General features: G+C 57.6%; 27 protein-coding genes and 1 pseudogene. 20 read left to right on the top strand and 8 right to left on the bottom strand.

What is annotated here, in order from left to right:
- Window positions 1-12 precede the first annotated feature (12 nt).
- The 4 genes and pseudogenes from Tel_09590 (at window position 13) to Tel_09575 (ending at window position 2,867) form a co-directional block, all read left to right on the top strand.
- Window positions 13-639, top strand: coding sequence for a hypothetical protein (locus Tel_09590; GenBank protein ID ALP53384.1), 627 nt, complete (start codon window positions 13-15; stop codon window positions 637-639).
- Window positions 640-752: 113 nt separating this feature from the next.
- On the top strand, window positions 753-1,340 hold the full coding sequence (locus Tel_09585; GenBank protein ID ALP53383.1) for a hypothetical protein: 588 nt from the start codon (window positions 753-755) through the stop codon (window positions 1,338-1,340).
- 14 nt (window positions 1,341-1,354) lie between these two features.
- Window positions 1,355-2,137 (top strand): hypothetical protein, encoded by a 783-nt coding sequence (locus tag Tel_09580; GenBank protein ALP53382.1) that lies wholly within the window; start codon window positions 1,355-1,357, stop codon window positions 2,135-2,137.
- Window positions 2,138-2,150: 13 nt separating this feature from the next.
- Window positions 2,151-2,867, top strand: a pseudogene (locus tag Tel_09575) (cobalt ABC transporter ATP-binding protein).
- A 337-nt stretch (window positions 2,868-3,204) separates the two neighbouring features.
- Here Tel_09575 and Tel_09570 read toward each other — a convergent pair.
- The gene (locus Tel_09570) at window positions 3,205-3,873 is read right to left on the bottom strand and encodes a hypothetical protein (GenBank protein ALP53381.1); all 669 of its coding nucleotides are present in this window, start codon (window positions 3,871-3,873) and stop codon (window positions 3,205-3,207) included.
- A 6-nt stretch (window positions 3,874-3,879) separates the two neighbouring features.
- On the bottom strand, window positions 3,880-5,250 hold the full coding sequence (locus tag Tel_09565) for a sodium:proton antiporter (protein ALP53380.1): 1,371 nt from the start codon (window positions 5,248-5,250) through the stop codon (window positions 3,880-3,882).
- Between the two features lie 350 nt (window positions 5,251-5,600).
- On the opposite strand from Tel_09565, the gene Tel_09560 reads away from it, so the two are divergent.
- The 8 genes from Tel_09560 to Tel_09525 all read left to right on the top strand — a co-directional run bounded on the left by Tel_09560 (window position 5,601) and on the right by Tel_09525 (window position 14,559).
- A complete protein-coding gene (locus Tel_09560) occupies window positions 5,601-7,916 on the top strand; it encodes a hypothetical protein (GenBank protein ID ALP53379.1) in 2,316 nt (771 codons plus the stop codon).
- Between the two features lie 60 nt (window positions 7,917-7,976).
- Window positions 7,977-9,749 carry a potassium transporter TrkA gene (locus Tel_09555; GenBank protein ID ALP53378.1) on the top strand — a complete coding sequence of 591 codons (1,773 nt, stop codon included), beginning with the start codon at window positions 7,977-7,979 and terminating at the stop codon, window positions 9,747-9,749.
- A 107-nt stretch (window positions 9,750-9,856) separates the two neighbouring features.
- The gene (locus Tel_09550; GenBank protein ID ALP53377.1) at window positions 9,857-10,465 is read left to right on the top strand and encodes an adenylyl-sulfate kinase; all 609 of its coding nucleotides are present in this window, start codon (window positions 9,857-9,859) and stop codon (window positions 10,463-10,465) included.
- A gap of 59 nt (window positions 10,466-10,524) precedes the next feature.
- Complete coding sequence (locus Tel_09545; protein ID ALP53376.1) at window positions 10,525-11,571, top strand: dihydroorotate dehydrogenase 2; 1,047 nt, start codon at window positions 10,525-10,527, stop codon at window positions 11,569-11,571.
- 2 nt (window positions 11,572-11,573) lie between these two features.
- On the top strand, window positions 11,574-12,497 hold the full coding sequence (locus Tel_09540; GenBank protein ALP53375.1) for a hypothetical protein: 924 nt from the start codon (window positions 11,574-11,576) through the stop codon (window positions 12,495-12,497).
- A complete protein-coding gene (locus Tel_09535) occupies window positions 12,494-13,255 on the top strand; it encodes a metal-dependent hydrolase (GenBank protein ALP53374.1) in 762 nt (253 codons plus the stop codon). Before Tel_09540 ends, Tel_09535 begins: the two co-directional genes overlap by 4 nt.
- Window positions 13,256-13,371: 116 nt before the next feature.
- Window positions 13,372-13,794, top strand: a complete 423-nt coding sequence (locus tag Tel_09530; protein ID ALP53373.1) for a hypothetical protein — start codon at window positions 13,372-13,374, stop codon at window positions 13,792-13,794.
- Window positions 13,795-13,875: 81 nt separating this feature from the next.
- Entirely contained in the window at window positions 13,876-14,559 is a 684-nt protein-coding gene (locus Tel_09525) for a short-chain dehydrogenase (GenBank protein ALP53372.1), read from the top strand.
- A 37-nt stretch (window positions 14,560-14,596) separates the two neighbouring features.
- Here Tel_09525 and Tel_09520 read toward each other — a convergent pair whose 3' ends face one another.
- The 6 genes from Tel_09520 to Tel_09495 form a co-directional block, all read right to left on the bottom strand.
- Window positions 14,597-14,941, bottom strand: a complete 345-nt coding sequence (locus Tel_09520) for a hypothetical protein (GenBank protein ALP53371.1) — start codon at window positions 14,939-14,941, stop codon at window positions 14,597-14,599.
- A 65-nt stretch (window positions 14,942-15,006) separates the two neighbouring features.
- Window positions 15,007-15,420 carry a hypothetical protein gene (locus tag Tel_09515; protein ALP54808.1) on the bottom strand — a complete coding sequence of 138 codons (414 nt, stop codon included), beginning with the start codon at window positions 15,418-15,420 and terminating at the stop codon, window positions 15,007-15,009.
- A 60-nt stretch (window positions 15,421-15,480) separates the two neighbouring features.
- Window positions 15,481-16,293, bottom strand: coding sequence for a two-component system response regulator (locus tag Tel_09510; GenBank protein ALP53370.1), 813 nt, complete (start codon window positions 16,291-16,293; stop codon window positions 15,481-15,483).
- Between the two features lie 79 nt (window positions 16,294-16,372).
- Window positions 16,373-16,957 carry a septum formation inhibitor Maf gene (locus Tel_09505; GenBank protein ID ALP53369.1) on the bottom strand — a complete coding sequence of 195 codons (585 nt, stop codon included), beginning with the start codon at window positions 16,955-16,957 and terminating at the stop codon, window positions 16,373-16,375.
- Window positions 16,958-16,962: 5 nt separating this feature from the next.
- The gene (locus Tel_09500) at window positions 16,963-18,780 is read right to left on the bottom strand and encodes a pyruvate carboxylase subunit B (protein ID ALP53368.1); all 1,818 of its coding nucleotides are present in this window, start codon (window positions 18,778-18,780) and stop codon (window positions 16,963-16,965) included.
- A gap of 29 nt (window positions 18,781-18,809) precedes the next feature.
- A complete protein-coding gene (locus tag Tel_09495; GenBank protein ALP53367.1) occupies window positions 18,810-20,228 on the bottom strand; it encodes a pyruvate carboxylase subunit A in 1,419 nt (472 codons plus the stop codon).
- Window positions 20,229-20,439: 211 nt separating this feature from the next.
- On the opposite strand from Tel_09495, the gene Tel_09490 reads away from it, so the two are divergent.
- The 8 genes from Tel_09490 to Tel_09455 all read left to right on the top strand — a co-directional run bounded on the left by Tel_09490 (window position 20,440) and on the right by Tel_09455 (window position 26,695).
- Window positions 20,440-20,967, top strand: coding sequence for a hypothetical protein (locus Tel_09490; GenBank protein ALP53366.1), 528 nt, complete (start codon window positions 20,440-20,442; stop codon window positions 20,965-20,967).
- 37 nt (window positions 20,968-21,004) lie between these two features.
- Complete coding sequence (gene rpmF / locus Tel_09485; GenBank protein ALP53365.1) at window positions 21,005-21,184, top strand: 50S ribosomal protein L32; 180 nt, start codon at window positions 21,005-21,007, stop codon at window positions 21,182-21,184.
- A 3-nt stretch (window positions 21,185-21,187) separates the two neighbouring features.
- On the top strand, window positions 21,188-22,210 hold the full coding sequence (locus Tel_09480; protein ID ALP53364.1) for a phosphate acyltransferase: 1,023 nt from the start codon (window positions 21,188-21,190) through the stop codon (window positions 22,208-22,210).
- A 1-nt stretch (window position 22,211) separates the two neighbouring features.
- Window positions 22,212-23,180, top strand: coding sequence for a 3-oxoacyl-ACP synthase (locus Tel_09475; GenBank protein ID ALP53363.1), 969 nt, complete (start codon window positions 22,212-22,214; stop codon window positions 23,178-23,180).
- 34 nt (window positions 23,181-23,214) lie between these two features.
- Window positions 23,215-24,150: a malonyl CoA-ACP transacylase gene (locus tag Tel_09470; GenBank protein ID ALP53362.1), complete on the top strand. Its 936-nt coding sequence runs from the start codon at window positions 23,215-23,217 to the stop codon at window positions 24,148-24,150.
- Window positions 24,151-24,170: 20 nt separating this feature from the next.
- Window positions 24,171-24,914 (top strand): beta-ketoacyl-ACP reductase, encoded by a 744-nt coding sequence (gene fabG / locus Tel_09465; protein ALP53361.1) that lies wholly within the window; start codon window positions 24,171-24,173, stop codon window positions 24,912-24,914.
- 163 nt (window positions 24,915-25,077) lie between these two features.
- Window positions 25,078-25,314 (top strand): acyl carrier protein, encoded by a 237-nt coding sequence (locus Tel_09460; GenBank protein ID ALP54807.1) that lies wholly within the window; start codon window positions 25,078-25,080, stop codon window positions 25,312-25,314.
- A 178-nt stretch (window positions 25,315-25,492) separates the two neighbouring features.
- A complete protein-coding gene (locus Tel_09455; GenBank protein ID ALP54806.1) occupies window positions 25,493-26,695 on the top strand; it encodes a 3-oxoacyl-ACP synthase in 1,203 nt (400 codons plus the stop codon).
- Window positions 26,696-26,701 lie beyond the last annotated feature (6 nt).

Genomic DNA, 26,701 nt, shown 5'->3' with positions numbered 1-26,701 from the left:
TCAGCCAGGAATATGTACATGAAGTTACCAAGTTGTTTGCTTGCCGCCGCCACGCTTGTCTGTGTCTTGGCCATGCCCCAGGCCTTGGCGCACAAGGTCAATTTGTTTGCCTATGCCGAGGATGGTGAAGTCTTCGTTGAAGGGTATTTCGTCGACGGCAAAAAGGCCCAGAACAGTGCGGTCGAGGTGTATTCGCCCGCGGGCGAGCTTTTGCTCGAAGGGGTGACGAATGATGAAGGCCAGTACCGCTTTCCCATCCCCCAGCACAGCGACCTCAAAATCGTTGTCAATGCCGGCATGGGGCATCAGAGCGAATTTGTCATGGCAGCCGACGAACTCAGCGATGCTGTGCCGCAAACGGACAGTAGTCGCACAACTACGGCGACGAACGCCGCGACGGGGGACGTTGTCGAGCCCTCAGCGCCTGTTGTTAATAAAAGGGTCACGTCCGAGACAGATGAACTGCAGGCCGTAGTCAATCATGCCGTTAAGGAAGCCATCAAGCCGCTGGTGCGGGAGCTGGAGGAATCGCAGCAAAAAGCCTCATTGTCGGGCATCGTCGGTGGAGTGGGCTATATCATGGGGTTTCTCGGTCTGTTTGCCTATTTCAAGGCGCGCCAGGGTGGCCGGCGCGAGTGATCGGCGCGTAAATCCGGTTTCTATGACATGAATCGCCCATTCGTGCTACTCTCGAACCGGCGTTTTGGAGTATGGAATAGATGCATATAGCAGACGGTATAGTTTCGGGCCCGGTGCTGACCGCGGGCTTTGCAGCCATGGCGGTGCTGGCCGCCGCCACCTCTCGCAATGTGGATCTGGAGGAAATACCGAAAATCTCCGTCGTCACCGCTGTCTTCTTCGTGGCCAACTTCATCCATATCCCGTTTGTCGTCGCCAGTATTCATCTCATCCTCAATGGCCTAGCCGGGGTAATCCTCGGTAAACGCGCCTTTATGGCGATTATGCTGGGGGTGGTATTACAGTCTTTCTTCGGCTTCGGCGGTGTCTCGGTGATCGGCGTCAACAGCGTCATGCTGGGTGGCGGGGCCTTGCTGGCCTATGCCGTCTGGCAAGCTCGTCATCTGGTATCCTTCGCCAATCGCGCGGTGGTGTTCGGTTTCCTGGCCGGGGCCTTGGGGATCTTTTTCTCGGGCTGCGTCCTCGCTTTGGCACTGGTCACGACCGGGGAGGCCTTTATGGCGACCGCGCAGCTGGTGCTGGGCTATCATGTGGTGCTGATGGTGTTGGAGGGGATCGTGACCGGCGCCTGTGTCGGCTTTCTGATGAAGACCAAACCGGATCTGTTGGCCGGTCAACGTCGCGCCGTCGCCACGGGATAAGCGCCGCCGTGTCTTTGGATATTGATCGCCACGCGCATCTGGCATCAAGCATTCAGCGCTGGGACCCCCGTTTCAAGATCGCTTCCCTGATGCCGTTGATCCTGAGTATCGCCCTGGTGCAGAGCATCGCGCTGGTCGGTATCGGGCTGCTGGTTGCCGTGGCGCTGTTGTTGATATCCAAAATCCCCTTGTCGTTCGTATATCAAGCGCTTAAGTTGATCGTGATTTTTCTGCTGCCCTTTTTTGTTATTCTGCCGCTTACCTATCCCGTCGATTCCAGCTCGCAATTGTTGGGCATGCCCTTCGCCGTAGAAGGGCTGCGCCTTGCTCTGTTGATAGTATTGAAGGCGCTTGCCATCGTCTTGATCGCGTTTGTGATTTTCGGTTCCAGCCGTTTCGATATCAATCTGATTGCCTTGCAGCACCTTAAGTGCCCCGCGGTCGTGGTGCAGATCATGCTGTTTACCTACCGTTTCATCTTTTTATTTCTGGCAGAGATGAAACGTATGGATTTGGCCATGAAGGCGCGCGGCTTTGTCAAAAAGGCGAACCTGTATACCCTAAAAGTGATGGGCGGTTTTGTCGGCACCCTGTTGATTCGCAGTTTCGAGCGCACTGAACGTATCTACAAGGCCATGCTTTCCAAGGGCTATCAAGGAGAATTCCATACCTTGGTCACGTTCAACGCCACCGCCAAAGATTTTCTCAAGGCCGCTGTTGTCATCGTCATTGCCGTCATCCTGTTCGCTATGGACCTGGCAGGGATATTCATCCAGGCGGAACAGGGTTGGATTTAAAAGGTGATCATGTATGAGTGATGATATTGCCATTCAGGCCAAAGAAGTATTTTTTAGCTATCCCGATGGCCATGAGGTATTGAAAGGGATTAACTGCAGCATCCGGGCGGGAGAAAAGGTGGCCTTGATCGGGCCCAACGGGGCCGGTAAATCCACTTTCATGAGTCTGCTGAACGGCGTTTCCCTGGCCACTCAGGGCCAAGTGTCGATCGGCGGACAGGCAGTGACCAAGGACAATCTGACCCAGATTCGGCGCAAGGTCGGGATCGTGTTCCAGGACCCGGACGACCAGCTGTTTTGTCCCACCGTGTTTGACGATGTGGCATTCGGCCCGCTGAATTTGGGATTGCCCAAACACGAGATCGAGGCCCGCGTCAGTGAGGCGCTGGACACGGTCGGCCTGACGGGCTTCGAGGAACGCTCGTCATTCCATTTGTCGTTCGGTGAGCGCAAGCGGCTGGCACTGGCGACCGTATTGTCCTATCAGCCGGATATCCTGGTATTTGACGAGCCGTCCACCAATATGGACCCTTTGAACCGACGCAAGCTGATCCATTGGCTGGCACAATCGGATAAGACCATCCTACTGTGTACACATGATTTGGACATCGCCCTGGATGTCTGTGACCGCTGTCTCATGCTCTCCGACGGCGTGTTTGTCGCCGACGGGCCGGCCTCCGAAATTCTGTATAACCGCAACTTGCTGGAAGATCATCACCTTGAGTTACCGCTGGCTTTGATGACCCATGAGCTGCTGCACGAAAAACTCAGAAGCGGGCAGATGGACGCTGAACATAAACGTATTATCGCCAGTTTTCTGCACGCCCATCGCCACAGTCACGGTCCGGACGATCATGAGCATGTGCATATCCATTTTCATCCGCACGAACACGAACACATGCATCACGACGTGGCCGATGAACATATTCATGAAAGTATCAAGATTCCCCTTGAGGATGAGCCCGGGCACCGCCCCAGTCATGCCGACCACGACCACGACCACGACCACGACCACGACCACGACCACGACCAATCATCGGATAAGCAATAGCCGCCTGGTTTAAAGATTACGCCTCGGGCGGGACCGGATTATCGAAGCGAATGCGCGCCGGGGCAATGGCGCCGCCAGAGATGATGAAGGTCATGGCCTCCTCAACCGTCCAATCGGTTTCCACCAGCTTGTGCGCCGGCACGATTTCCAGATAGCCCGAGGTAGGATTGGGGGTGGTGGGCACATAAACCGCCGCTAAGGCCTGCCCCGTCACGTCATCCGTCATCACCCGGGTGACAAACCCCACCGTTTTCATCTGTGGCGAGGGGAACTCTATAAGCACCACCCGTTGCAGTTTTTCCGGCTTCTGCTGCAATACGCTGAGTAGTTTTTTGGTTGAGCCGTAAATGGTCTGTACCAGCGGGATGCGGTTAAGAAGGAGATCCAAAAGATCGAGAAATTTCTTGCCAATGACGCGGCTGGCCAACCAGCCCAGGATATACAGGGCGATCAGGGTCAGCAGGACCGCCAGAATGTTCTGAAACCAGGACTCCAATAGCCACTGGCTCAGCTCGGGCAAATAGTCTCCCAGATTATTGGCCAGCGCCTTGACCCAAGGCCTGCCGGCCTTGGAAAGTTGGTTGAAAAAGAAGTTGAACACCAGCCAGGTGATCCAAATCGGGATCACCGTGATAATGCCGGTGATCAGATAGCGCTGCAGGTGCGGTACAAGGCGCCGCTTCATCTTGTATTAACTATCCACGTGTTTATTGCCGGCCAGGTAGAGCCAGATGTACCCGCTCACACCGGCAATGATGGAGGCAAGCAGAATACCCGTTTTGGCCATGAGCAAATGTTCGGGCTGGCCGACAAAAGCGAGTTCAGCAATGAATATCGACATGGTAAAACCGATACCGCCCAATAATGAGACCGCCGCAATATGATTGAAGCTTACGCCCGCCGGCAGTTTGCCGACGCCGAGCTTGATGGCCAGCCAGGAAAAGCCGGCGATGCCCAGAAACTTGCCCAGTATCAATCCCAGCATGACGCCGATAGTCACGGGGTGGAAAAGGGTTTCGCCCATGGACTCGAAATGCACGGGGATACCGGCATTGGCGAGCGCAAATAGAGGAATAATCAAGAACGCCACGGGGGCATGCATATTGTGTTCAAGCCGCTGCAGCGGTGTTTCCACCAAGTGAACGCCATTTTCCAAGGTCTGCAGGATAGAGCGCTGCTCCTCATTGCGCATTATGCTCATGCCGGGCTGGTGGACTTGGTCAAACTTGTCCAGCAGCTTGCGCACCAGCAGACTGAATTGTTGCGGCTCAAACTTGGGCCGGGCCGGGATGGTCAAGGCCGTCAGCACACCGGCCAGAGTGGCGTGCACGCCCGATTTGAGCATGGCAAGCCAAAGCAGCATGCCAATCAAAAAATAGGGGAGGGGCTTGCGTATGCCGACGATGTTCATGAGTACCAGCAAAGCAAACAGTGCGCCCGCGCTGCCGAGCGCACCCCAGTAGATGGTGTCGGTGTAGAACAGGGCGATCACGATTACCGCGCCCAGGTCGTCGACGATGGCCAGGGCCACCAGGAAGGTCAACAGGGCCTTGGGCGCACGCGTGCCCAGCAATACCAGTACGCCGACGGCAAAGGCGATGTCCGTGGCCATGGGGATGCCCCAACCGGAGCCGGTCTCCGGGCCGCCGCTGACCACGGTATAGACAAGGGCGGGCACCACCATGCCGCCGATCGCGGCGATGATGGGCAGGGTTGCCTTGCTGATGTCCGACAGTTCACCGACGATCACCTCGCGCTTGATTTCCAAACCGACGACGAAAAAGAACAGCGCCATGAGGCCGTCATTAATCCAGTGATGCAGGCTTTTCTCCAGTTCGAGTCCGCCCAAAGACAGTCCCAGGGGCGTATGGAGAATGTGTTGGTAAGCTTCCAAATAGCCGAAATTGGCGATCAGCAAGGCGATAACCGCGCAGGCCATTAACAGCAAACCGCCGGTCGTTTGGCGATGGATAAATTCTTCGAAGGGGGTGAGAACCTTGCTGAAGGCTTTTTCCAGCGTTGTATCCTTCGTTTCGATCGTGTGGTTTGGGCCGTGCGCCATTTTTTCTCCTAGGCGGGTTCGAAATTTGCGCCCATAGTACAGTAAAAACGCACTAATTTCAAATAGTTATTGATTGTTTGGCGTCATTCCGTGATGCGCGCGACGTGACTGTCTCAGGGCTTGGCGAGAATCTCCGAACCCCTGTCAGAGCCCTTTTACAATCAGGCAGTTAAAGCCTGCACGCCGGGTTTAAAGTTTCCAACCCGATATCCGATATGAACTGGCAGGGGCGGACATATCCTTGCATTACAAGCTGCGGCGGGCGCCTGCCGCCGATCCGGAGACTGCGCATGTCAGAACAATATCAAGAGGTTGGTGACCCAATGAACAATATAGACGGACCTGTAACCATGATTGATGACCTGAATGTGCTGAAGGACGTATTGGAATACGCGCCCATCAACATCATGATGGCCGACGCCGACGAAAACGTGGTCTTTCTCAATCACCGCGCCCGGGAGGTGCTTGCCGGTCTCGAAGATGAATTGGTCAAGTACTTGCCCGGTTTTAAGGTGGCGGAAGTCATGGGCGGCAGCATTCACCGCTATCATAAAGATCCGGACGCCATTAAAAAGATCCTCCACGGCCTCAAGCCCGGCAGCGTCCATAAGGGTGAAATCACGCCAGGTCCGTATGTATTCGAGCATGAAACCCGCCTGCTGGTGGACCGCAACGGCGACCTGGCGGGTTACGTGGTGCAATGGTATGACGTCACCGAAAAATGCCTGAAAGAAGAGCAGGCGGCACGGTTGCAACGTGCGGTCGACGGTGCCCAGACGGCGATGATGATGATTGATCGCGATTTCGTCATCACCTACGTCAACGAGGCCACACAGGAATTGATGGCGCAGCATGCAGATACACTTAAGAAATTGTTCCCCGGTTTCGATGCGCACAAGCTGACGGGGACCAATATCGACATCTTCCACAAGAATCCAGCGCATCAACGCCAGCTGCTGGCGAATCCCGCGAACCTGCCGTACGAGACCGATATCACCGTCGGGCCGCTCAAGTTCCATCTCCGGGTGAGTGCCATCCACGGTCTGGACGGCAGCTATATTGGCAACACCCTTGAGTGGTCGGATGTTACCGAATTACGCACCAGTGAGCTGGAAGTATCGCGCCTCAAGTCAGCCGTTGAAGGGGCCCAAACCGCCCTGATGTTGTGCGACGAAAACCTGGACATCACCTACGTCAATCCGGCCGTGATTGAACTGCTGGGTAAACGCCAGGCTGAACTGCGCCAGGTGTTTCCGGGTTTTGATCCGCACAACCTGATCGGCGTCAATATCGACCGTTTTCACAAGAACCCGGCCCATCAACGCAGCCTGTTGGCGGACATGGGCCGCCTTCCGGCCACCGGCACCATCCGCTTATTGGATCTGGTATTCCAGGTCAATGCCACCGCCATCGTCGGTCCGGATGGCAGTTACATGGGCAACATGGTGGAATGGAAGGACTTGACCGAACAGAGCGATGCCGAAGAGCAACTCGCCAGCCTGATCGAATCGGCGGTAGCCGGGGATCTCAATCGCCGTCTCGATACCTCTAAGTACACCGGTTTCATGAAGGGCCTGGGCGACAATGTCAACGACATGCTCCAAGCCGTGGTCGAACCCATCCGTGAATCGACGCGTGTGATCCAGGCGCTGTCAGAAGGTGACCTGACGCAACACATGACCGGCGAATACCAAGGCGAGTTCGCGGTGTTGCGCGACGCCCTGAATAATTCCCTCACCAATCTGCAGACCATGGTGGCCGAGATCACCCAGGCCGCGGGCAATATCAGCAGTGGCGCCGGTGAGATCTCCCAGGGCAATGCCGATCTCAGTCAGCGCACCGAGGAGCAGGCGTCTTCGGTGGAAGAGACCGCCTCAACCATGGAAGAGATGACCAGCGTGGTGAAACAGAACGCCGACAACGCGCGGCAGGCCAATCAGCTGGCCAGCGGCGCGCGGCAACAGGCCGAAAAGGGCGGCGAAGTGGTCGGTAATGCCGTCACCGCCATGTCTGAGATCAACGCCAGCAGCAAGAAGATCGAGGACATCATCAGCGTCATCGACGAGATCGCCTTTCAGACCAACCTGCTGGCATTGAACGCAGCGGTCGAAGCCGCCCGCGCCGGGGAACAGGGCCGCGGCTTTGCCGTGGTCGCCGGCGAGGTACGCAGCCTGGCGCAGCGCAGCGCCGCGGCCGCTAAGGAGATCAAAGGCCTAATCAAGGACAGTGTCAGCAAGGTCGAGGAGGGCAGCCGCCTGGTGGACGAATCCGGCAAGACCCTCGAGGAGATTGTCGTCGCCTCGAAGAAGGTCAGCGACATCATCGCCGAGATCGCCGCCGCCGGACAGGAACAGGCCACCGGCATCGACCAGATCAACAAGGCCATCACCCAGTTGGAATCGGTGACGCAGCAAAATGCGGCGCTGGTGGAACAGGCGGCCGCCGCCAGCGAATCCATGGCCAATCAGTCAGTGGGGCTGCAACGCTTGGTGGGACAGTTCACCATCGACCAGTCCTTGCTGCGCCAGGAAGCTGCGGCTGCCCACCATGCCGGCGTACCGGCTCACAGACCCGCGCCGCAAGCGCGTGCGGCGGCCAGCCCTGCGCCGGCAGCACGAAGCAAAGCCAAGCCCCAGGATGAAGGCGAGGCGTGGGAAGAGTTTTAAAACACCCGCGACTGTGAAAGAATGCGAGGCTGGTTTAATCCCCAGCCTCTTTTTTTTCGCATGACTGTAGACGCCTGGATCACGATCGCGGTTATCACCGTTTGCTTCCTAACCCTTGTGTTCACCCGTTGGGCCGCCGACGTTGTGCTGATGGGCGGCGTGACCTTGTTGCTTGTGCTCGGGATCCTGACGCCGGAAGCGGCCTTGTCCGGACTCGCCAACGAGGGCATGGTGACGGTGGGCGTGCTGTTCATCGTCTCGGCCGGACTGAAAGAGACCGGCGCCATCAACTGGTTGACAGACAGTCTCCTCGGACGCCCCAGGTCCTTGGCCAATGCCCAGATGCGGGTCATGGGGCCGGTCGCCGGATTCAGCGCCTTTCTCAATAACACGCCCGTCGTTGCCATGCTGATCCCGGCCGTTAACGATTGGGCGCGCAAGTACCATCTGTCGGTTTCCAAACTGTTAATGCCCCTGAGCTATGCCGCCATCGTCGGCGGTACCTGCACCCTGATCGGCACCAGCACCAACCTCATCGTCAATGGCCTGATGATCAAGGAATCGGACGGTGACGGCTTGACCATGTTTGAACTGGCCTGGATCGGCGTGCCCTGTACCCTGTTGGTGTTCATCTATGTCTTAGTTGTAAGCAAGTGGCTACTACCTGAACGAAAATCGGCCATTACCCAGTTTTCCGATGTGCGCCAATACACCGTGGAGATGCTGGTGGAGCCGCGCAGCAGTCTGGAGGGCAAGTCCATTGAAGAGGCCGGCCTGCGTCAGCTCAGCGGCTTGTATTTGGTGGAGATCGAGCGACGCGGACATATTCTGCCGGCCGTATCCCCCAAGGAACGACTCGAAAGTGGCGACCGGCTGGTGTTCGCCGGCGTGGTGGATTCGGTGGTGGATTTGCAAAAAATCCGCGGCCTGACACCGGCGACCAACCAAGTGTTTAAGGTGAACGTGCCGCGGCCGGAGCGCAGTTTCATCGAGGCGGTGGTGTCGGACACCAACCCGCTGGTGGGCAAGACGGTCAAGGAGGGGCGCTTTCGCTCACGTTACAATGCCGCCATCATTGCCGTCTCCCGCAATGGTGAACAGTTGCGCATGAAGATCGGGGAGATCGTGCTGCAGGCGGGTGATACCTTGTTATTGGAGGCACCGGCCGCCTTCACCGAGAACCATCGTAACTCGCGCGATTTTTTCCTGGTCAGTGAATTGCTGGGCAGTAACCCACCGCGCCATGATCGCGCCGTGCTGTCCATCTCCATATTGCTAGGCATGGTTGTGCTGGTATCGGCCGGCGTCTTATCCATGCTCAAGGCGGCCCTGTTGGCCGCCGGTTTGATGATCGTGAGTCGTTGTCTCACCGGCAATAACGCCCGGCGCGCAGTCGATTGGCAGGTGCTGATTGTGATCGCCGCCTCATTCGGCCTGGGCCAGGCCCTATATCAAACCGGCGGCGCCGACTATCTCGCCAATCGCATTGTCGCCTTGGCCGGAGACGGACACCCCATTATCGCCTTGGCAGCGGTCTATTTCGCCACTGCCCTGCTCACCGCCATGATTACCAATAATGCCGCGGCGGTGCTCATGTTTCCCGTGGTATTGTCCATGGCGACCTCCTTGGACGTCAGTTTCATGCCCTTCGTGATCGTGTTGATGGTGGCGGCCTCGGCCAGTTTCGCTACCCCTATCGGCTATCAAACCAATCTCATGGTATTCGGTCCCGGCGGCTATCACTTTTCCGATTACATCCGCATGGGCCTGCCCCTGACGCTGCTGATCGGTGTGCTGTGTCTGCTCATCGTGCCTGTGGTCTGGCCGTTTTAGGCAGGCCGCAGGGAACTGGTGTAGAATAGGCGGGCTTACTGGCCGCCCCCAGGCGACGCAGCACAAACTTCGAAAAATCAATTTGTTATAAACCGGGGTACAGATAGATGACCACATCTAAGAATATCTATTGGCATTCTGCCACCGTCAGCCGTGCAGATCGTGAAAAACTCAACGGCCATAAAAGCGCCATTCTGTGGTTTACCGGACTTTCCGGTGCCGGCAAATCGACCGTGGCCCACGCCGTTGAAGACCGCCTGTATCAGCTGGGTGCCCGCACCTATGTACTCGATGGCGACAACATTCGTCACGGCCTGTGCAAGGACTTGGGCTTCTCCGATGCCGACCGTACCGAAAATATTCGCCGCATCGGCGAAGTGGCGAAGCTGTTTACCGACAGCGGTGTGATGGCGCTGACGGCCTTTATTTCGCCCTTTCGTTCCGACCGAGATGCGGTGCGCGAACTGGTAGAAGACGGCGATTTTATCGAGATCTACTGCAAATGCGATCTGGATGTATGCGAGGAGCGTGACGTGAAAGGTCTTTACAAAAAGGCGCGTGCCGGCGAGATTCCGGAGTTTACCGGTATCAATTCGCCCTACGAAGAACCGCTCAACCCCGAGATCATTGTCGACACCGCCGCGCAAAGCATTGAAGACAGCGTGGAGCAAATCATCCGCGCCTTGGTCGGACGCAATATCATCCCTGCCGGGTAAATAGGAGGTTCGAGTCCGCCGCCGTGCGGACCCATTGTATGACGGAGAATCGTTGATTAATGCCCGGTCTTTATTCATTGCTTAGACCACTGGTTTTTTGTCTCGATCCCGAGCAAGCCCACACGCTAACGCTCAACGGTTTGGACCTTGCCCATAAGCTGCGGTTGATCCGAGCCCCGGCCCCTCGCAGCCATAGCGGCGTCAAGGTAATGGGGCTGGACTTTCCCGCCGTGGTCGGGCTGGCCGCCGGGCTGGACAAGAACGGCGATCACATCGATGCGCTGGCGGCCTTGGGTTTCGGCTTTATCGAGGTGGGCACGGTAACGCCGCGGCCGCAGCCCGGCAACCCGCGCCCCAGGATGTTCCGGATCCCCCAGGCCGAGGCCATTATCAATCGCATGGGGTTCAATAATCTCGGCGTCGATCATCTGGTGCAGCGCGTCAAGCAGGCACGCTTCGATGGCATTATCGGTATCAATATTGGTAAGAATTTCGATACGCCGATTGAAAAGGCGGTCGACGATTATGTGCTCGGGCTGCAAAAAGTGTATGTCCACGCCGACTACGTCACGGTCAATATTTCCTCGCCCAACACCGCCAATTTGCGCGAGCTGCAGAACAAGGATCAGCTCGGGGGTTTGTTGTCGGCCTTGAAGCAGGAACAACAACGCTTGCAGCGACACCATGACAAATATGTACCCTTGGTGTTGAAGATCGCGCCGGATGTGGACGATGCCGGCTTAAAAGTGATCGCTGAAACACTGATAGCCTATGGCATCGACGGCGTGATCGCCACCAACACGACACTTTCCCGCCAAGGCGTCGAGGGGCTGCCGCACGGCGACGAACAGGGCGGCCTGAGCGGAGCGCCGCTTACCCAAGCTTCCACCCAGGTGGTCAAGACACTCTATCGCCTGCTTGGCGATAAATTACCCATTATCGCCGCCGGTGGCATACTCAGCGCCGAGGACGCGCAGGCCAAACTGGATGCCGGCGCAAGACTGGTACAGGTCTACAGCGGCCTGATCTATCGCGGCCCGCACTTGGTGCGTGACATTATTGAATCCTGCCACATCGGTTTAGCCTTGGACGCAGCGGGTCAGTAGCGATGCAAGCAGCCATTCATATCGATAAAGTGGAAAAGCGCTATGGCGAGGTACACGCTCTGAAGGGCATGTCCTTAACGGTCGAGCGGGGCGAGTTCTTCGGCCTGTTGGGCCCCAACGGCGCCGGCAAGTCCACGCTTATCAACATCATCGCCGGCCTGACGCGCATGGACAGCGGCCAGGTGTCGGTATTGGGCCACGACGTGGTGCACGATTATCGCCGTTCACGGCAACATCTGGGCGTGGTGCCGCAGGAGCTGGTCTACGATCCGTTTTTTACGGTGCGCGAAATTCTCCAGATTCAGGCCGGCTATTTCGGCCGCGGCAAACAGAGTAGGGCATGGATCGATTCCTTGTTGGAAGGCCTGAAACTGACCGACAAGGCCGGCGCCAATATGCGCGCCCTATCCGGCGGTATGAAGCGGCGCGTCTTGATCGCTCAAGCCTTAGTGCATAAGCCTGAGGTAGTGATCCTCGACGAGCCCACCGCGGGCGTCGATGTGGAGCTGCGCAGTTCGCTGTGGGAATTCGTCAAGGCCTTACATAAAGACGGTCATACCATCGTCTTGACTACTCACTATCTGGAAGAGGCGGAGAGCCTGTGTCAACGCATCGCGATTATGAATGACGGCCAGTTGATCGCCTTGGATAGCAAGGAGTCGCTGTTGGCCCGCGGCGTCGGCAAGACCTGTACCGTCTCGGTGACCTTGGCGCAGCCCCTGGTGCAGATCCCCGAGGCCTTGGCTACCAAAATCCGATCGGTGGATGGTGGACACATCGAGTTCATTCTCAACCGCGATACGGATACCATCATTTCCTTGGTCGACGGTTTGCGCAAGCTCGGGGCTGAGATTGTCGATTTGCGCACCGAGGACGCGGATCTGGAGGACGTATTTATGGAGCTGACCGGGCGGCAGGTCTCATGAACTGGGAAGGCTTGTGGACCCTGTTTCGCAAGGAGCTGAAGCGATTCGGTAAGGTGGCCCTGCAAACCGTTTTGGCGCCTATCGTCACGGCATTGCTGTATTTGCTGGTGTTCTCCCATGTGCTGGAAGAACACGTGCGTGTCTACGAGAATGTCAGCTACACCGCGTTTCTGATCCCCGGCCTGATGATGATGTCCATGATTCAGAATGCCTTTGCGAATAGCTCGTCAAGCCTGATCCAGTCCAAGGTGACCGGTAATATCGTGTTTGTACTGCTAACGCCCTTGTCATACCTGGAACTATATTTGGCGTTTGTGCTCGCCTCGGTGGTGCGCGGCATGGTCGTGGGATTGGGCATATTCCTGGTTGCGTCGCTGTTTGTCTCCCTGCCTTTGCACAGTGTGGTGTGGTTGATCATGTTTGCCTTTGTCAGCAGTACGGTGCTTGGCACCATGGGCATCATCGCCGGCATTTGGGCGGAGAAATTCGACCACATGGCCGGCTTTCAGAATTTCATTATTATGCCTTTGTCGTTTCTGAGCGGCGTCTTTTATTCAATTCATTCGCTGCCGGAATTTTGGCAAGCGCTCTCCAGATTCAATCCGTTTTTCTATATGATCGACGGCTTCAGATATGGATTTTTCGGCGTTTCGGATGTAAACCCTGGGGTCAGTCTGTTCGCGGTTTTATTGTTTTGGGCCGGTCTTGCTGCATTTACCCTGTTTTTGCTGCGAAGTGGCTACAAATTGCGTGATTGAACACCCAGCTTGAATATGCGTCTAATTAGACATAGACTCGTTTTAAGACAGTGGTTTTGTACTGAAAGAAAGGAAGGTGGGCATGCCACCTTTCTTGGAAACAAGGCAGCATTTATATGCGCAGATATATCCGGCATCCGTCAGATATCCCGATTGATTTTCGTGTCGAAGGGGTAGCTGCAGACAACCAGGAAAGCCTGCAGGATGTGAGCTACGGCGGGCTTTCCTTCACGTCTAAATCGTATATCCAACCGGGATCGAGTATCAGCATCACAATCCGCTTTGTTAAACCGTCATTCGAAACCACGGCATTGGTCAAGTGGTGCCGCAAACGCGGCGGTTATTACGACGTGGGTGTGGCGTTTTGCGATCCGGAAGACGCCTATCGAGCCCGTATGATAGAGCAGGTCTGTCATATTGAGCATTATAAAAGAAAGGCCCTGGCCAAAGAGGGACGCCAACTGACTGGCGAGCAGGCCGCCACCGAGTGGATCAAGCGCTTCGCCTCAAAATTTCCGAGTATCGAATTACAAGAATAAAGGGCAATCAAAGAGGAGAATTCCCGCCTTTAATGAGGTAATGTAGACAAAATCCCACATGTCAAATTGGGGAGGCAGTGCATGAATGTGGTGATTACAGGGGCCGGCCGGGGGATAGGTCTGGGTTTTGTCGAGTACTATCTCTCAGCTGGCGCCACCGTATGGGCCTGTTATCGCTGTGGTGATGATGGACTTAGAAATTTCGACTCCGACAGGCTCAAGACCGTACAGTGGGACGTCATCGAAACCAAGGATGCCAATTTTATTAATGAGTCGGAGATTCCGGGCTCTATCGACCTGCTGATCAATAATGCCCGGATTTACGGCCCGGATAAGGAAACCGGCCAGTCCTTGGACGGCATCACTCCCGAGACCATGTTGAATGTATTGGACGTCAACTGTATCGGTCCTCTGCGTGTGGTGCAGCGCCTTAAATCAAAGGTCATCTCGGCCAAGGGCAAGATTGCCAATATCAGTTCTAAAATGGGTTCCTGCGAAGAGAACACGACGGGCGGGTGTTATGCTTATCGCGCCTCTAAAGCCTGTTTGATCAGCGTATCCAAATCCATGGCCATTGACCTGGCGCCCTATGATGTCAGGGTTATTACCCTGCATCCGGGCTGGGTGAAAACCGATATGACCGGGCAAAGCGGGCTGATAGACGTGCAGTGTTCGGTGAAGGGTGTGGCCGCCATTATCGACAATATGGATGGCTACAGTCCGGGTGCCTTCGTCGCCTTTGACGGCAGGTGCATCCCTTATTGAGCGCCCCTTGAGTTCATCGGTAAAAAACAACGGCGAGCTAAGGCGATTCCTTTGCCGGCGCCTCCAGCGCTGCCGTAATGGCGGATTCCAGCGCCTCCAGTTTTGCTTCGGCTTGAAGAGGGGAATAATACTGGCCGTCCTGGTACAGGAATAAGGACGGCAGATGGAACACATCGAATTCTTCGGTTAAGGCTTGATCCTGTCCGGCGTCTACTTTGAATATGTTGATATCCGGATGCTTTTTAAGAAACTGTTCCAGCAGTTGCTCCCAATAGCGGCAGGAAAGGCATTCCCTGCTGGAGAAGAAAACAATGGAAATACCGGGCGTGGAGTCCAGTGTCTGGTGAAATTCGAATTGTTCCAGTGCGTGAACCGCCGTCATGTGATGATCTCCGCTGCGAGGCATTTGGTTCAAGATAATTCATGGCTCGCCATCTTTCAAGACACTCACGGCTTCATTATTTCAAAGCTGTTTCCCAGCGTCAGACTCAGGCTTTCGGCGCTGCCGGCGGGCAGTTCCAGCACATATTGTGCCGGCTGCTTGTTAGTGTAGGTTTTGCAAGGGGTTATTCTGCAGGGTTGGACATGCTCGAACATGTGTATGAGGCGACCCTCGGCGTCGAAGTAGAGAATGTCGAGCGGAATCAGTGTTTGCTTCATCCAGAAGGAAACAATCTGTGGCTCGGGGTATACAAACAACATGCCTTGATCCGGTGCCAACGACGATCGTTGCATTAATCCCCGTTTGCGTTCAGCCGCGCTCACGGCGAGATCGACTTCGAAGATACGATCCTTTAGGGAGATTAGCGCGTCGGCGGCAAAGGCATCCGTCAGCAGAAACAGACACGCGCTGAAGCACAGTGTTTTCATATCCATCCGGTTTTGATGCGTAGCCAGACGGAGAGTGTAGCAGACTGGGGTTTAGAGTTCGGTCTCCGCGGCGAGGATTTTACGGATCAGTGACTTCACCTCTTGCGGCTCGAACGGCTTGTCGCATAGGGCTGAGACACCGGATTGCTTTACGCCGGCCAGGTGACTGTGGTTGGCCTCGCTGGTCACCATCAGCACCGGGATGGAACGCTGGTGGCTGTGTTGACGGATGTATTGAGTCAGTTGCTTGCCGTCCATTTCAGGCATGTTGTAATCAGTCACGATGAGATCGAATAACTGCCGCCCCATGATTTCGACGGCGTCTTTGCCGTTGGCCGCCTGGGTGATCTCATCGATGCCCAGATTGTTGAGTACGCGGCAGATATGTTTTCTCGCCGTGGTACTGTCATCCACCACCAGCACACTGAGTTCGTCGAGATCGATCTCCGCCAGCAAGGACTGATCAGGCTCGATGAACTCTAAGGTCGAATAGAGCGCGCGCGTCAAGTCCTGGGCCTGGAACGGTTTGGGTAGAATGGCGATGACCCCGGCCTGGCGGATGGGTTCGAGGTGGTAATCCGAGTCTTCGCTTGAGATCAGCATAAAGGGAATCGCCTCCAGCTCATCGTCGTTGCGCATGGCCTGGACCAGGTCGGCGCCGGTCATGTCGGGCATGTGCATGGCGCTGATGACCAGATCCGGCTTGAAGGCGCGCATATCGGTCAGCGCAGTGCCGGCCTGCTTAAAATGCTCAAGACGGGTGATACCCACCTGATTCAATTGTCCGCTGATGACGCGCCATTGGGTGGAGGAAGGTTCGACTACGCTGATGGCGAGATCGCTGAGTTTGAAATTGCCGGACATGGCGTATTACCCCGATTTTACTGTATTTGTTTATATCGACAAACTTGGCCGAACCTTAATCCGTTCATACAGTAATCCGTTAATACAGTCTGACCCCCGCCTGCGCCAACATACGCGTCAGCTGAATCAGGGGCAGACCGACCAGGGTGTTGGGGTCGTCGCCTTCCAAACGTTCAAACAGGGTGATCCCCAGGCCTTCCGATTTGAAGGCGCCGACGCAGTTGTAAGGCTGTTCCTTGTGTAGATAGCCCTCGATTTCACTCTCCGCGAGGCTGCGGAAATGGACGCTGAACGGCACCACCGCACTTTGAAACTTATCCGTCGCCGCATCGAGCAGCACCAACGAGGTCAGAAAAAGCACCGTATTGCCCGAGGCGGCGGCCAGTTGTTGTCGCGCCGCTGCGTGAGTGCCGGGTTTGCCGAGGATGCGGCCGCCGAGCAGGGCCACCTGGTCGGAGGCGATGATCAGGGCGTCGCGATTGCAGCGGGCGACGGCGCGGGCCTTTTCCAGGGCCAGGCGCGCCACCAAGTGTTCCGGAGACTCATGAGGGCGGGGCGTTTCATCGATGTCGGGCGCGACGCAGGCGAAATCGACGCCGAGCTTAAGCAGCAGTTCACGCCGATAGGGCGATGAGGAGGCGAGTATGAGTGGTTTCTTGACCAAGCCGTTTATTCGATTTCGATCAAGGTCTCATCCGGATTGACGGTGTCGCCTTTCTGCACGTGCAGCGCCGTCACCTTGCCGGAAATGGGCGCCTGAAGTTCGGTCTCCATTTTCATTGCTTCAGTGACCAGCAGGGGATCGCCTTCCTTCACTTCATCGCCCTCATTGACCAATACATCCACAATGGTGCCGGGCATGGAGGTGGTGACATGACCGGGTTGTTTGGCCTGAGGACGTTTGCTGCCCTTGGTCTTGGCCGACAGCACCTCACCGCTTTCCGCCAGGCCGATCTCTTCCAGGGTCTCGACCATAATCTCTTCCGGCACGCCGTCCACCGAGACATAAAACGGGCGGCGATTGTCGGCCTTATGGCCGGTGCCGGTGACCTTGATATGGTAGGTTTCGCCGTGCATGGTGACGTTGAATTCCACCGGCGTGCTGCCGCTGGACTGCTTCGGTTCCACGTTTTCCAGCGGTTCAGGCACCAGTGTGCCGGCGGCGCGTTCCTCAAGAAACGTGCGGCCCACTTCCGGGAACATAGCGTAGGTCAAGACGTCTTCTTCGGTGGTGGCGAGTGTGGCGACGTCTTCGCGCAGCTTGTCCATTTCCGGTTGCAGCAGGTCGGCCGGGCGACAGTCGATGACGTCTTCGTTGCCGATAGCCATTTGGCGTACGATGTCATTGACCTTGCCCGGCGCCTTGCCGTAACGGCCCTTGAGATAATATTTCACTTCGTTGCTGATGTTCTGATAACAGGCGCCGGACAGCACGTTCAATACCGCCTGTGTACCGACAATCTGCGAGGTCGGCGTGACCAGCGGCGGATAGCCCAGATTCTCACGCACGCGCGGGACTTCCTCCAGCACCTCGTTCATGCGTTCCAGGGCGCCTTGCTCCTTGAGCTGATTGGCCAGGTTGGAGATCATGCCGCCCGGAATCTGGTTGACCTGCACGCGGGTGTCGACGCCGGTGAATTCGCTCTCGAAACGGGCGTATTTTTTACGCACACCGTAAAAATAAAATCCGATCTGCTGCAACAGCTCCAGGTCGAGACCGGTATCGTACGGTGTGCCTTTGAGGGCCGCGACCATGCTTTCGGTAGGAGGATGGCTGGTACCGCCGGAAAAGGTGGAAATAGCGGTATCGATATGACGGCAACCGCGTTCGATGGCCTTGAGCTGACACATACTGGCCAGTCCTGAGGTGGCGTGCGAATGCAGGTGAATGGGGACGGCCACGGCATTGGCCAGGGCGTCCACCAGGTCGGCGGTGACCATGGGCGTCAGCAGGCCGGCCATATCCTTGATGGCGATGCTGTCACACCCCATGGCCTCCATCTGTTTCGCTATCCCCACGAATTGGGGAATGTCATGCACCGGACTGGTGGTATAGCTGATCGCCCCCTGGGCGTGTTTACCCGCCACCTTCACCGACTCGATGGAGACACGCAGGTTACGGGTGTCGTTAAGGGCGTCGAAGATACGAAACACGTCCACCCCGTTTTCGGCGGCGCGGGCGACGAAGCCCTTGACCACGTCATCCGAATAATGGCGATAGCCGAGCAGATTCTGGCCGCGCAACAACATTTGCAGACGCGTATTGGGCAAGGCCGCTTTGAGTTTGCGCAAGCGCTCCCACGGGTCTTCCTTGAGAAAGCGCAGACATGAATCGAAGGTGGCGCCGCCCCAGACCTCGAGCGACCAATAGCCGACCTGGTCCAGCTTGGCACAGATGGGCAGCATGTCATCGGTGCGCATGCGGGTGGCGATCAGTGACTGGTGGCCGTCGCGCAGAACGGTATCGGTAATGTGTACTTTGTCCATAAGCCTGCTTTCGCTTTTTGTGTGGTGAGTTAACGTCCCAAATGCGCCGCGACGGCGACGCCGATGGCGGCGGCCAGCTCGCGCGGCGAGCGCTTCACCGAATAGCCGGTCAGCTCGGGATGGTTTTCGACGAAACTGGTGTCGAAGCTGCCGTTCTGGAATTCCTGCGATTTCACAATCTCAATATGGTAGGGGATGGTGGTCTTGACGCCGTATACGCCCATGTCGTTCAGGGCGCGCTCGGCGCGGTCGAGCAGGTCGTCCCAGGTCAGCGCCCACACCGTCAGCTTGGCGCACAGCGAATCGTAATAGGGAGGGATCTCGTAACCGCTGTAGATCGCTGCATCGGTGCGCACCCCGGGGCCGCCCGGTGCGAAGTAACGGGTGATACGACCAAAGCTGGGCAGGAAATCATTTTTCGGATCTTCGGCGTTGATGCGAAACTCCATGGCGAAGCCGCGCAGTTTGATCTCATCCTGACTGAAGCGCAGCTTGAGGCCGGCGGCGATGCGGATCTGTTCCTGCACGATATCCACGCCGGTAATCTGTTCCGTGACGGGGTGTTCCACCTGCAGGCGGGTGTTCATCTCCATGAAGTAAAAATTGTCATCCTGGTCGAGCAGAAACTCCACCGTGCCGGCGTTTTCATAATTCACCGCCTTGGCAGCGCGCACCGCCAGATCGCCGACGTACTCGCGTTGCTCGGGCGACAACTGGGGCGAGGGCGCGATCTCGATCAGTTTCTGATGACGGCGCTGGATGGAGCAGTCGCGTTCGAACAGATGAATCACATTGCCGTGGCTGTCGGCCAGGATCTGGGCCTCGATGTGGCGCGGATTGACCACGCATTTCTCGATAAACACCTCGGCGCTGCCGAAGGCCTTGGTCGCCTCGGAGATGACCCGGTCGTAGTTGCGGCGCAGCGCCTGCTCGTTTTCGCAGCGGCGGATTCCGCGGCCGCCGCCGCCGGAGGTGGCCTTGAGCATAATGGGGTAGCCCACAGCGGCGGCGCATGTAACGGCCGCCTCAAGTGATTCCACATTGCCGTCACTGCCCGGCGTGACCGGGATGCCCGCCTTGACCATGGCGCTGCGCGCCTCAATCTTATCGCCCATGCTGCGGATGACATCCGCGCTGGGCCCGATGAACTTGATGCCGCGGCGCTGGCAGATCTGCGCCAGCTGCGGATTTTCAGACAGAAATCCATACCCCGGGTGGAGGGCGTCACAGCCCGCCGCCACCGCCAGGTTGACGATGCGGTGGGCATTCAGATAGCCGGCCACCGTATCGGGCCCCAGATTATAGGCCTCATCGGCCTTTTTGACGTGCAGCGAGTGACGGTCGGCGTCGGTATAAACGGCGACTGATTTGATGCCCATTTCGGCGCAGGCCCGCACGATGCGGACTGCGATCTCCCCCCGGTTGGCGATAAGTATCTTTTTTATCATGTTGATTTTTATATCAATTGATTCAGTGGCGTGATGCCTGACCGGAAGCCCTCGAGCGCCGATGGCGCGGCGCGTCGTGGCAGGCGTATGCGGGCCATTAGTGGTTTCTACGAGAAAGCCACCCCCAAGTCAAGACGTAATTGTGGTAACAGAGTGAAAAATAAGAATTTTCTTTGACACAACGGGGCTTTGCCTTTATCATCACGCGCCTATGTCACCCCAGCACCTGCCCGTACAGATCGCTCCCTTCAGGCTGGCCCGACAGGGTCAGGTGCTGGCCGGCACGCTCGAGCTAACGGGCATGGCGCGCTTGGCTGAAGCGGTCGTCGATGTTGCGGGTGATGCCGGCGTACAATTACAGTTTGGTATAGACGAGCAGGGCACGCATTACGCCAAGGGGCATCTCAGCGCCCAGGTGGAGAGGGTCTGTCAGCGTTGCCTGCAAACGGTGACCGAGCGCATCGAGTCGGACGTGGCATTGGGTTTCGTCGCCAGCGACGAGCAGGCCCGCAAGCTGGCGCCGGACTACGAACCCTGCATGGTGGGGAGCGAGCCGATACAGCTGGCCGACCTGGTTGAGGATGAGTTGATCCTGGCATTACCCATCGTGGCGTTGCATGAGGACGCCTGTGAACCATTTTTGGAGCGGCTTCACAGCGAGGCCGAACAGAGTGACCGGACACAGGACAAACCCAACCCGTTTGCCGTATTGGCTGAGTTGAAAGGCAAGAAGCAGTAGAGTAGGCATTGATCGTAACGAAACAGGAGTTTAAACAATGGCTGTGCAACAAAACAAAAAGAGTCCGTCCAAGCGCGGTATGCGTCGTTCCCACGACGCCCTGAGCGGACCGACTCTGTCCATCGACGAAACCTCCGGTGAGGTGCATCGTCGTCACCACGTATCGGCTGACGGGTATTATCGTGGCCGCAAGGTGATCGCAGATAAAGGCGAGTAAACCTTGAGCGTGACCATCGCCCTGGATGCTATGGGCGGCGATCATGGCCCCGATGTGGTCGTGCCTGCCGCCCTTAGTGTTTTAAAGGAAAATCAAGATCTCAAGTTGATCCTGGTCGGCGACCAGGAAATCCTGACCGGCGTCCTGCAGCAACAAGGCGCCGATGTGGGGCCGCGCCTGCAGATCCGACACACCTCGCAAGTGGTGGCTATGGATGAATTGCCTTCGGTGGCCTTGCGCACCAAGAAGGATTCCTCCATGCGCGTCGCCATCAACCTGGTGCAAGAGGGCAAGGCCTCGGCCTGTGTCAGTGCCGGCAATACCGGTGCGCTGATGGCGACCTCGCGTTTCGTGCTCAAGACCCTGACCGGCATCGATAGGCCCGCTATCATCACCGCCCTGCCCACCATGAACGGCCATACCCACATGTTGGACCTGGGCGCCAATGTGGATTCCAGCGCCGACGCATTATTCCAGTTTGCGGTGATGGGGTCGGTATTGGTGCAGGCGGTGGACAATAATCCGGCGCCCAAGATCGGCCTGCTGAACATCGGTGAGGAAGAGATCAAGGGCAACGAACGGGTCAAAGAGGCGGCGCGCCTGCTGGCCCAGAGCGACATCAACTATGTCGGCTATGTGGAAGGCGACGATATCTACAAGGGCACGGTGGACGTAGTGGTCTGCGACGGCTTTGTCGGTAACGTCGCCCTCAAGACCAGCGAGGGCGTGGCCAAGATGATCACCCATTTCATGAAGCAAGGCTTTGCGCGCAATCCGTTCGCCAAGCTCGCCGCCCTGATCGCCATGCCGGTATTGAAGGCGCTCAAGCACAAGATCGACCCGCGCCGTTACAACGGCGCCAGTCTGGTCGGTCTGAACGGCATCGTGATCAAGAGCCACGGCAGCGCCGATGTGTTCGCCTTCGCCAACGCCATCAAGGAGGCGGTGCTGGAAGTCGACAAGTCGGTGCCCGCGCGCATCAACCAGCAACTGGATACGCTGTTGACCAAACAGCAGGTGGGTTAAGGTGACATATTCGAGAATCACCGGTACCGGCAGCTTCCTCCCTGAAAAGGTGCTCACCAACCACGACCTGGAAAAAATGGTGGAGACCTCGGATCAATGGATTCGGGAACGCACCGGCATCAAAAAACGGCATATTGCCGCTGAAGGCGAGACCACCTGCGACCTGGCTGAAGCGGCGGCGCGCCACGCCCTGGATGCGGCCGGCCTGAAGCCCGCCGATATCGACCTGGTCATTGTCGCCACCACCACCGCGGACAAGATCTTCCCCAGCACCGCCTGCCTGTTGCAAAAGCGTCTGGGCATCCACGGCCCGCCGGCCTTTGATGTGCAGGCCGTCTGTTCAGGTTTTATCTATGCCATGGATGTGGCCGACAAATTCATTCGCAGCGGCAGCGCCAAAAAGGCCCTGGTGGTGGGGGCCGAAACCCTGTCGCGCATCACCAACTGGAAGGATCGCGGCACCTGCGTGCTGTTCGGCGACGGTGCCGGTGCCATTGTGCTTGAGGCCAGCGCTGAGCCCGGCATTCTGTCCAGTCATCTGCATGCCGACGGCGCCTACGACGAAATGCTGCATGTGCCCACCGGTGTGTCTATCGACTATGACAGCGTCAGGGAAGGGCGCGCCTATATGGAAATGCAGGGCAACGACGTGTTTCGCTTTGCCGTGCGCACCCTGGGCAAGATCGTCGACGAGACCCTGGCCGCCAACCACATGACCAAGGGCGACATCGACTGGCTGGTGCCGCATCAGGCCAATATCCGTATCATTGCCGCCACTGCCAAAAAGCTCAACATGCCCATGGAGCGGGTGGTGGTGACAGTGGACGAACACGGCAACACCTCCGCCGCCTCCGTGCCCCTGGCCCTGGATGTGGCGGTGCGCGACGGTCGCATCAAGCGCGGCGACACGCTCCTGCTGGAGGCCTTCGGGGGCGGCTTCACCTGGGGTTCTGTGTTATTAAAATATTAGACAAAACAAACTTATAGGGATATTAGTTAACGTCATGTCTTTTGCAATAGTCTTTCCCGGTCAGGGCTCGCAATCGCTGGGCATGCTGGCCGAACTGGCCGCCGACTGGCCGCGCGTTCAACAGACCTTCGCCGCGGCTAGCGAGGCGCTCGGCTACGACCTGTGGCACTTGGTGCAAGATGGCCCCGACGCCGCGCTGAACCAGACCGACAAGACCCAGCCCGCCATGCTCGCCGCCGGCGTCGCCACCTGGCGCGTCTGGCAGGCGGCCGGCGGCGCCACACCCGCCTATCTGGCCGGCCACAGCCTGGGTGAATACAGTGCCCTGGTGGCCGCCGGCGCCATTGAGTTTCCCGCTGCCGTCAGGCTGGTGGAACGCCGCGGGCGATTGATGCAGGCGGCCGTGCCGCAAGGGGAAGGGGCCATGGCCGCCATCCTCGGGCTCGACGATGAACAGGTGGTGGAGGTCTGCAATCAGGCCGCGCAGGGGGAGGTTGTCCAAGCGGTGAATTTCAACGCCCCGGGTCAGGTGGTGGTGGCCGGTGGCAAGGCCGCCGTGGAGCGGGCCGTGGACGTCGCCAAAGCGGCGGGCGCCAAACGCGCCGTGATATTGCCGGTGAGCGTGCCGTCGCACTGCAGCCTGATGCAGGGCGCGGCGGAAGAGTTGACCGAGTCCTTGAAGCAGATTCACATCCAGCCCCCCGAGATCCCGGTCATCCATAATGTGGATGTGGCCAGCCATAGCAATGTGGAGGCCATTCGCGATGTGCTGGCGCGGCAGCTTTACAGTCCGGTGCGCTGGGTCGAGACTGTACAGGCGCTGGCGAACGCGGGCGTGGACACACTGGTGGAAAGCGGACCGGGCAAGGTGCTGGCGGGACTCAACAAGCGCATTAATCGTGACATGACGGCGCTGCCCGTATTTGATGCCAAGACGCTGGCGGCCGCCCTTGAGGCCCACAAGGCATAAATCACAAGAGGGGAAGAGCAATGACACTGGAAAATCGAATTGCCCTGGTCACCGGTGCCAGCCGCGGCATCGGCAAGGCGGTCGCCCTGGAACTGGGCAGGCAGGGCGCGCGGGTGATCGGTACCGCCACGTCGGACAGCGGTGCGCAAGCGATCTCTAGTTATATGAATGAGAGCGGCGTCAAGGGCACCGGCATGGCCCTGAATGTCACCAGCCAAGACTCCATTGATGGCGCCATGGCGCAGATCAACAAGGATTTCGGCGTGCCGACCGTGCTGGTCAACAATGCCGGCATTACCCGCGACAACTTGCTTATGCGCATGAAGGACGACGAATGGAACGCCATCATGGACACCAACCTCGGTTCCGTCTACCGCATGAGCAAGGCCTGTCTGCGCGGCATGATGAAGGCCAAGCAGGGTTGCATCGTCAGCATCGCCTCAGTGGTCGGTGAAACTGGAAATCCCGGCCAGACCAACTATGCTGCCGCCAAAGCGGGCATCTTCGGTTTCACCAAGTCGTTGGCGCGGGAAGTTGCCTCGCGCGGCATCACCGTCAACGCCGTCGCCCCCGGTTTTATCGATACCGATATGACCAAGGGGCTGCCGGACGATCAAAAACAGGCGCTGCTCAAACAGATTCCTTTAAACCGATTGGGTAAACCGGAGGAAATCGCCGCCGCCGTGGCCTTCTTCGCATCGCCCGGCGCCGCCTACATCACGGGTTCCACCCTGGATGTCAACGGCGGTATGTACATGGGTTAAATGGAAAAACTCTCGGCCATAGCTTTTGAGCCGGGTCAAGCTTAACAATTTTAGTGGAAATTCCTGTATCATTTGCCGCGATCTCGCTTGCAACTCGCGGTAATAGGGATAAAATACCGACCGCAGCTGGGTCTGCGTCAAAATCTTGGAGGAAGAATTTATCATGAGCACTATCGAAGAACGCGTCAAAAAGATTGTCGTTGAGCAACTAGGGGTTAAGGAAGACGAGGTCACCACCGAAGCTTCTTTCGTCGATGATCTGGGCGCAGATTCCCTCGATACCGTGGAATTGGTGATGGCGCTTGAAGAAGAATTCGAGTGTGAAATTCCCGATGAAGAAGCTGAAAAGATCACCACCGTTCAGCAGGCCATCGACTACATCAATTCCAACGTGGGCTAAATTCTTAATTTAGATCCCGTGTAAGGCCGCAGCAGCGCGTTTCCGCAACACGTTTTTTACGCAGCTGGCGGCCTTTGCTTTTGTGCCCCCGTTGTCGGGGCATGATCAACGTCCAGGGAAGATTCAGAGGTTATTAAGCGTGAGTAAACAGCGTCGCATCGTCGTGACCGGTTTGGGCATGGTGTGCCCCGTCGGTTTGACCGTCAAAGAGTCTTGGCACAATATCGTTGCCGGTAAGAGCGGCATCGCCCCCATCACGCATTTCGATGTGTCTGAATTCCCGGTGCGCTTCGGCGGCTCGGTGCACGGTTTCGACGTCACCCAGTACATTTCCGCCAAAGAAGCACGCAAGATGGATCCGTTCATTCATTACGGCATTGCCGCGGCAAAAGAGGCGATCGAGGACTCCGGCCTGGACGTCACCGAGGAGAACGCCGAACGCATCGGTGTCATGATCGGTTCCGGCATCGGCGGTCTGCCCGGCATCGAAAAGGGACGCGAGACATTCGACAAGTCCGGCCCGCGCCGGATTTCGCCGTTCTTCGTACCCAGTAACATCATCAATATGATCTCGGGCAATCTTTCCATCATGTACGGCATGAAGGGTCCCAACATGGCCATCGTCACCGCCTGTACCACCGGCACCCATAACATTGGTGAAGCGGCGCGCATCATCGAACGCGGCGATGCCGAGGTGATGATCGCCGGCGGCGCCGAGATGGCCACCTCGCCCACCGGTCTGGGCGGCTTTGCCGCCGCGCGCGCCCTGTCGACCCGCAACGACGATCCGGAAGGCGCCAGCCGTCCGTGGGATCAGGAGCGCGACGGGTTCGTGCTCAGCGACGGCGCCGGCGTCGTGGTGGTGGAAGAATACGAACATGCCAAGCGCCGCGGCGCGCCCATCTATGCCGAGCTGATCGGCTTCGGCATGAACGGTGATGCCTATCACATGACCATGCCCAGCGCCGGCGGTGAGGGCGCGCGCAAGTGCATGGAACTGACCCTAAAGGACGCCGGCGTCAATCCCGATCAGGTGGACTACATCAATGCCCACGGCACCTCCACGCCGGCGGGCGACAAGGCCGAGACCATGGCGGCCAAGGCGATGTTCGGCGATCACGCCTACAAGCTGGCCATGAGTTCCACCAAGTCCATGACCGGTCATTTGCTCGGTGCGGCCGGTGGCATTGAGGCGATCTTCTCCGTGCTGGCCATCCGCGATCAGGTAGCGCCGCCGACCATCAACTACACCACCCCCGATCCGGACTGCGATCTTGACTACGTGCCCAACGAAGCGCGCCAGATGACGATCGATGTCGCTTTGTCCAACTCCTTCGGTTTCGGTGGCACCAACGGCAGCCTGCTGTTCGCCAAAGTTTAAACCCGG

The sequence above is a fragment of the Candidatus Tenderia electrophaga genome, assembly GCA_001447805.1.
GTDB lineage: Bacteria > Pseudomonadota > Gammaproteobacteria > Tenderiales > Tenderiaceae > Tenderia > Tenderia electrophaga.
Note: the sequence above shows the minus strand (reverse complement) of the source record. Positions and strands in the feature narration are given on the sequence as shown.